This window comes from Paenibacillus gorillae, assembly GCF_000513275.1.
Taxonomy (GTDB): Bacteria; Bacillota; Bacilli; order Paenibacillales; family Paenibacillaceae; genus Pristimantibacillus; species Pristimantibacillus gorillae.
In genome coordinates this window covers 88987-96697 of record NZ_CBVJ010000076.1, presented here as the reverse complement: position 1 = coordinate 96697, position 7711 = coordinate 88987, and the positions used below count along the sequence as shown (strand labels likewise).

At 52.7% G+C, this 7711-nt stretch carries 5 protein-coding genes; all 5 read left to right on the top strand.

The features are described 5' to 3' along the window. The first annotated feature begins 519 nt into the window (after positions 1–519). On the top strand, positions 520–1869 hold the full coding sequence (locus TY10_RS13315; RefSeq protein ID WP_042164218.1) for an LLM class flavin-dependent oxidoreductase: 1350 nt from the start codon (positions 520–522) through the stop codon (positions 1867–1869). A 15-nt stretch (positions 1870–1884) separates the two neighbouring features. Then, entirely contained in the window at positions 1885–3552 is a 1668-nt protein-coding gene (locus TY10_RS13310; RefSeq protein WP_238327582.1) for an ABC transporter substrate-binding protein, read from the top strand. Between the two features lie 15 nt (positions 3553–3567). Continuing rightward, complete coding sequence (locus TY10_RS13305; RefSeq protein WP_042164216.1) at positions 3568–4494, top strand: ABC transporter permease; 927 nt, start codon at positions 3568–3570, stop codon at positions 4492–4494. A gap of 18 nt (positions 4495–4512) precedes the next feature. Continuing rightward, a complete protein-coding gene (locus tag TY10_RS13300) occupies positions 4513–5412 on the top strand; it encodes an ABC transporter permease (RefSeq protein ID WP_042164214.1) in 900 nt (299 codons plus the stop codon). A gap of 93 nt (positions 5413–5505) precedes the next feature. Then, the gene (locus TY10_RS32060) at positions 5506–7620 is read left to right on the top strand and encodes a dipeptide ABC transporter ATP-binding protein (protein ID WP_042164212.1); all 2115 of its coding nucleotides are present in this window, start codon (positions 5506–5508) and stop codon (positions 7618–7620) included. The last annotated feature ends 91 nt before the right edge of the window (positions 7621–7711 follow it).

Below are 7711 nucleotides of genomic sequence, written 5' to 3'. Positions count from 1 at the left end.
TTAATTGGCGGCAGTTTGCTCGCATAAGGCGAGCGGAGTGTTTTGAGTTCAGGATGACATTTCGCAGGTTCTCTCCATCCCCTATCGCGCATGCGAATAGGTTGATGGAATCAAGAACGGCAGCATGAACCAAAACGCGCAGCGACCCTGTTAATTGGCGGCAGTTTGCACGCATAGGGCGAGCGGAGCGTTTTGAGTTCAGGATGACATTTCGCAGGTTCTCTCCATCCCCTATCGCGCACGCGAATAGGTTGATGGAATCAAGAACGGCAGCATGAACCAAAACGCGCAGCGACCCCTGTTAATTGGCGGCAGTTTGCTCGCATAGGGCGAGCGGAGCGATTTGAGTTCATGCTGCTGACTATTCGCAGCAGAACGAAGCACGAATCGATATTATTTATTTTTTTATAGAAAAGCTCTATTAGCCGAATGGCTGTCTGCAATGATAAACTCGTTTCAATATTAAAGTCGACAAAACCAATAGGAATTATAAAAATTATGGTTCAGGAGGAATTCATCATGGCTAATCAACGTCAACTTAAGCTGGGCGCAGCACTTCACGGGGTAGGGGGCAATATTTCAGGCTGGAGGCATCCCGATGCCATCACCGACGCTAGCGTTAACTTCGAGCATTACAAACGCCAAGCGCAAAATGCAGAGGCGGGCAAATTTGATTTTGTGTTCATCGCCGACGGTTTGCATATTAACGAGAAATCGATTCCTCATTTTCTGAATCGCTTTGAACCGTTGACAGTGCTGTCCGCGCTTGCTGCTGTTACTTCGCGAATCGGCGTAGTGGGCACATTGTCCACTTCCTATAGCGAGCCGTTCACGGTGTCCAGACAGTTCAGCTCGCTGGATCATATCAGCGAAGGAAGAGCAGGATGGAATGTCGTTACTTCGCCTCTAGCTGCAACAGCCAACAACTTCAATAAAAAAGAGCATCCCGATCATCCGAAGCGGTACCGGATTGCAACCGAGTATTTGCAGGTAGCGCGAGGGCTGTGGGATTCGTGGGAGGACGATGCCTTTACCCGCGACAAGGAATCAGGCGTATTCTTTGATCCAGAAAAGCTGCACCGGTTGGATCATGAAGGCGAGTTTTTCTCCGTGCAAGGGCCTTTGAATATTGCCAGATCGAAGCAAGGACAGCCTGTCGTATTCCAGGCCGGTTCCTCGGAGGACGGAAAAACGCTGGCAGCCAAAGAAGCGGATGCGGTATTCACGCACCACGAGACGATTGAACAGGGCAAGCAATTTTATGAGGATGTCAAAACGAGAGCAGCAGCCTACGGAAAGTCCAGAGACGAAATCGTTATTTTGCCGGGAATTGGACCAATTGTCGGGGAGACGGAAGAAGAAGCGGAGCGCAAATATATTCAGTTAGCTGAATTGGTAGATATCGAGCATGCGCTGGCTTATCTCGGCCGCTACTATGAGCATCATGACTTCTCGCAGTATCCGCTTGACGAGCCGTTTCCGGTTTTGGGCGAGCTTGGGCAAAACAGTTTCCGCAGCACGACGGACCGGATTAAGAGCAACGCTGTCGAGAAGGGGCTAACGCTCCGTCAAGTGGCGCAGCAGGAAGCAACGCCTCGACCGGCGTTCATCGGAACGCCAGAACAGGTTGCTGACCGGATTCAGCAATGGTTCGAGGAAGGTGCGGCTGACGGCTTCATTATCGGCGAAGCGATTCCGAACGGTTTAAGTGAATTTATCGAATTCGTAGTACCTATCCTGCAGGAGCGCGGATTGTTCCGTACAGAGTACGAGCATGACACGCTTCGCGGCCATCTGGGCGTTCCGGTGCCGGTTAACCGTTATACGAAACAAAGAGAGACAGCGATCGCTAACGGATCGCTTGCATAAGAGGGGGAGACGACCATGGAGAGAAAGATGAAGAAGGCAGGCAAAGCAAGCTGGTGGAAATACGGAGCAGTGACGCTCGCGGCAATTATCGCGCTGACAGGCTGCAGCTCCGCCGCATCAAATAAAGAAGGGAACAGCAACAGTCCCGCTAAAGCTGCAGAAACAAGCGCTCCTGTTCAAGGAGGCGAATTGTCCTATGCGCTGGCTACGTCGCCGGTATCGCTTGATCCGCATACGAACGGTCTGGCAGTTGGTGTCCGCATCATTAACAACTTATACGATAATCTGGTTGTGCAATTGCCAGACGGTACGGTTAAGCCTTGGCTGGCGAAAGAATGGACGATATCGGAGGACGGCCTGACGTATACGTTCAAGCTGCGCGACGACGTCAAGTTCCACGACGGTACACCGTTTAATGCGGAGGCAGTCAAATTCAATTTTGACCGGGTAATTGATCCAGCGACGAAAGTATCCAATGCGTTTGCTCTCATTCAGCCCTATCAATCTTCCAAAGTGATAGATGAATATACGGTTGAAGTGAAGCTGGCTTCGCCGTCGCAAGCATTTCTGCGCAATATCGCTCAAGGCACGCTGGGCATCGTTTCACCAACGGCTGCCAAAAAGTACGGCGAACAGTTCGCAACGCATCCGGTCGGCTCCGGTCCGTTCAAGTTTGTGAAATGGGATGAGAACTCGGAAATCGTGATCGAGCGGAATCCTGATTACAAGTGGGCGAATGAAACAGCAGTGAACCAGGGCGCTCCTTACTTGGATAAAATCACGTTCAAAATCGTACCGGAAGAAGCGACTCGCATCGGCAGCGTACAAAGCGGCCAAGTGCTGGCAGCGGAAACCGTTCCGCCGCAAAACATCGTCTCCATTAAGAATGATTCAAAATTCCAGCTTCTGTCGACGAACACAGGCGGCTTGCCGTACACGCTGTTCATCAACGAAAGAAAGCAGCCATGGAACGAACTCAAAGCGAGACAAGCGCTGCAATCGGCCATTGATGTTACCTCCATCGTTAAATCCCTCTATTTAGGAACGTATGAGCAGTCATGGTCGCCGCTAGCGCCGGTCACGCTGGGCTATGATGCATCGCTGGAGAATGGGATTAAGAAAGACCTCGACAAAGCCAACAGCCTGCTTGATGAGCTTGGCTGGACGAAGGGTGCCGACGGCATCCGCGAGAAGGATGGCAAGAAGCTGACGCTGCACTATGTTGACGCCTCTCCGAACCGGGAGAAGCGCAATGACATTGCAGCCATTATCCAGCAGCAGCTGAAGGAAATCGGCGTTGACGTTAAAGTCGACATTACGAAAGATTACGTCAACCAAATTTTCGTCAATGATGATTACGATATTTATGGCAACAGCCAAGTCAATGCCGATCCAAACTCTCTCTATCCGTTCTATCATACGGCAGCTCCAACAGGCCGTCCGACGCTGCATGGCTATTCCAATGCGGAGCTCGACAAGCTTCTTGAAGACGGGGCGGTAGAGAAGGACGAAGCGAAGCGGGTTGAAATTTACAAGCAAGTTCAGCATCACATTATCGACAATGCCCTCATTATCCCGATCTACGTATTTCCATATACGATAGCTGCTTCTAACCGCGTTCAGGATATCAAGCTTGATGCGCTTGCATATCCGCGCTTCAATGACACCTATTTGACGAAATAAGGGGGCTGCTGCAGCATGGGCAAATCCGTTTTTGTACGGATCTATACTTCCCTTCTTGTGCTGGTTGGAGCGTTGATCGTCGTATTCATCATTATGAACGTGCTGCCTGGCGACCCTGCTCTCATGATGCTGGATCCCGCCGAGTCCACGCCCGAGATGATCGCCACGATGCGTCATCAGCTTGGCCTAGATCGTCCGTTCTACGTTCGTTTTGCTGAATATTTCGTCAACCTGCTGCATGGTGATTTCGGCAATTCCATGGTCAATTCGGACCCGGTCCTGCCGAAAATCATTAAACACTTTCCTGCGACGCTGGCTCTTACGGCTATGAGTTCGGCGATCGCAGTCGTTATTGGAATTGTACTTGGCGTGCTGTCGGCTTTACACCGCAATAAGCCTATCGATTTGCTGGCCAGATTAATCGGATTGTTCGGCATTTCCATGCCGACCTTCTGGTCGGGTATCCTGCTCATTCTAATCTTTTCGGTTCAATTGGGATGGCTGCCGGCGATGGGCTCAACCGGATTCAAATCGCTCATTATGCCGTCACTTACGCTTGGCCTTGTCGGAGCGGGCTTTATTGTCCGAATGGTGCGAACGAGTATGCTGGATGTCATTAACGAGTCCTTTATCGTTACACTTCGGTCCAAAGGCTTGTCGGAGCGGGTGATCATGTATCAGCATGCGCTTCGTAACGCCTTAATACCGGCGATTACGATGATTGGCATGATCGTCGGTGAGATGCTGGCTGGAACCGTCGTTATCGAGACGGTATTCTCGCGGCAGGGGATCGGCCGTATTATTGCAGATGCCATTATGGCAAAGGATTTGCCGGTTGTACAGGGCGTTGTGTTTTTCTCAGCAGTTGTGTATATCATCGTCAATCTGCTTGTCGATCTGTCCTATTCATTCATCGATCCTCGCGTAAGGCGGGCGAGTTAGAAAGGGGCGTTCCCATTCATGAAAGAAGCAGCGGTATCGAGCGGCGGCCTCTCGCTTGCAAGGAGAAGGCTGCTCCGTCTCCCACACTTTAATATAAGCAAGCTTTCCGCATCCGATTTATTCGTATACGGCGCAGCCATTGCCGTTGCTCTGATCCTTCTTTGCGCAATAGCGCCGCAGTGGCTTGCACCGTATTCCCCTACAGCGATGCAGGCCGACCAGGTGCTTCTGCATCCGAACTGGTCACATCCGCTCGGAACGGACTATTTTGGCCGGGATGTCCTTAGTGTCGTAGTATACGGCAGCCGTGATTCGCTTATTATCGGTTTTGTCTCCGTGCTGGTCGGCAGTCTGACGGGTGGTCTAATAGGGGCGCTAGCGGGTTATGCGGGCGGCATCATCGACACGATATTGATGCGTATCGTGGATGTGCTGATGACAATACCTGGCGTATTGCTGGCGCTTGCCATCGCTGCGGCGCTGGGGCCGAGTCTGACGAATGTCGTTCTGGCCGTTGCAGCCGCAACAGTTCCAGGGTACGCCAGAGTAATGCGGGGGCAAATTATGAGCATGAAGGCAAGGCCTTTCATTACGGCTTCGCGTTCGATTGGTGCGACAGGTCCAGTTATATTCTGGCGCCATGTCCTGCCGAATTCGTTATCGCCTATGTTCGTTATGGCGGCAATCGGAATCGGATCATCGATTTTGACTGGAGCGGGGCTAAGCTTTCTTGGACTAGGCACGATTAAGGAAATTCCGGACTGGGGAGCACTGCTCTCTCAAGGCCGAGGGTATTTGACCGTTGCCTGGTGGATTTGCACGTTTCCTGGACTGGCGATTACGGTATTCGTCTTGTCAGTCAATATTCTGGGTGACCGGGTCAGAGACCGGCTTGATCCGAAGCGCAGCCGGGGTTAAGGGCGGCATCTGGCATGTCGTACTCCGAATACTACACGAAGCATGCTGCATACATCGGCGGGCGCTGCATCAACCAATGAAAGGAGGAACGATATGAGCCAGCTTTTGGCCATTGACCGGTTATCGGTCGATTTCACAACCGCTAAAGGAAGACTGAGAGCGATATCGGATGTGTCTCTGCATCTGGAGGCCGGCGAGACGGTCTGTCTGGTCGGAGAATCCGGCAGCGGCAAAACGATTACGTCAAAGTCCATCATGCGGTTAATCGATTATGAGAACGGCGTTATCTCCGGCGGTTCGATCGTTCTGGACGGAGAAGAGCTGTCAACGATGCCGCAATCGGAGCTGCGGGCGCTGCGCGGCAGAAAAATGGCAATGGTCTTTCAGGAGCCGATGGCGGCATTTGATCCTGTGTTCACTGTAGGCAGCCAAATTATAGAAGTCATCCTGCGTCATAAGCAGCGCAATAAGGCGGGAGCATGGGAGCATGCTGTTCATTTGCTCCGGAGGGTTGGTATTCCTGAGCCTGAGGTTCGGATGAAGCAGTATCCGAATGAGCTTTCCGGAGGCATGCTTCAACGGGCGATGATTGCTATGGCGCTTGCTTGCGGCCCTGAGCTGCTGATCGCCGACGAGCCGACAACTGCGCTTGATGTGACGATCCAGGCGCAAATTTTACATCTATTGCAGGAGCTGAAGCAAGAGTTCAATATGGCGATATTGCTCGTCACGCATGATATGGGCATCGCGGCCGAGATGGCCGATCGGGTCATCGTCATGTATGCAGGTCAGGTTGTCGAGCAGGCGACGGCGGTACAGCTGTTTGAGCAGCCCCATCATCCCTACACGAGGGGGCTGCTTCAATCCATCACGACGATGGACAGCGACCGGAACGCCAGGTTGTATGCCATTCAAGGCTCGATTCCGAACTTGTCCGAGCTGCCGGGCGGCTGCCGCTTTCATCCGCGTTGTCCATTTGCAACCGAGCAATGCTTGGCTGAAACGCCTCCGCTTGCAGAGGTGAATGGCCGTCTCTCCGCCTGCTGGCATGCCGGGCGGCTGGTTCAATCCGATTCCTGGTATTCGGTATTGTCAGAGAAGACGGCTGAGACGAGCGAGAGTGTTGTACCGGACAAGAAGCAACATCTGGAGGTGAAATCGATTGCTGCGAATCGCCTCCAATTAGAGGTGGATTCGAATACTTCTTCGGATAGCAAGATCAATGAGTCCTCAGCTTCGGAGTTGCTATTCAAAGTAGAGGGACTGTCCAAGCACTATCCGATTCGGGGAGGTCTTCTTAACCGTTCTCAATCGCGTATTCGGGCAGTTGATCAAGTCTCGTTCGCTATTCGTCAAGGCGAGACCTTCGGACTTGTTGGAGAATCCGGCAGCGGCAAATCTACGCTTGGCAGGGTACTGCTTCAGCTTGAAGGGGCTACCGAGGGAAGCGTCAGCTTTCGCGGCCAAAGCCTGTCGGAGCTGTCAGGTGCGGATTTGCGACGTGCGCGGCGCGACATGCAGATTGTATTCCAGGACCCGCAAGGCTCAGTAAATCCTAGATGGTCAGTTGGCGAGATCATTGGCGAGCCGCTGCGCGTTCATGAGAAGGCGCTCGGCGGCAAAGAGCGCAGAGCACGAGTGGAGGAGCTGCTGGAGCTTGTTGGACTGAATCCTGCCTGGTATGACCGCTATCCGCATGAGTTCTCAGGCGGACAGCGCCAGCGCATAGGAATAGCAAGGGCGATTGCGCTTCAGCCCCGATTTATATTGGCGGATGAAGCGGTATCGGCGCTCGATGTGTCAGTGCAGGCGCAGATCGTCAATCTCATGAAGGATTTGCAGCAGCGGCTGAATCTGACCTATCTGTTCATCGCGCATGGCCTCAATATTGTTCGACATATCTCCGATCGGATCGGCGTTATGTATTTGGGCAAGCTGGTGGAAATTGCGCCCAGTGAAGAGCTGTTCCGGAATCCGGCCCATCACTATACGAGAGGGCTCATATCTTCGATTCCTCAGCCTGATCCGGCGCGCAAGCGAGAATTTATCGCCATTCAAGGCGAGATTCCTTCACCGGCGAAGCCCCCTGGCGGCTGCCGGTTTCATACGAGGTGCCCGGCTGCAACTGACCGGTGCCGTAATGAGGAGCCTGCGATGCGCGAGGTAGGGACCGATCATTTTACAGCCTGCCATTACCCGATTGGATAAACAAAGAACCCGGCATTCTCGTGCCGGGTTCTTTGTTGTGCATTGCTCCGCGCAACGAGGTGTCGTAAACTAACGTAAAAAGGTGTAGTGG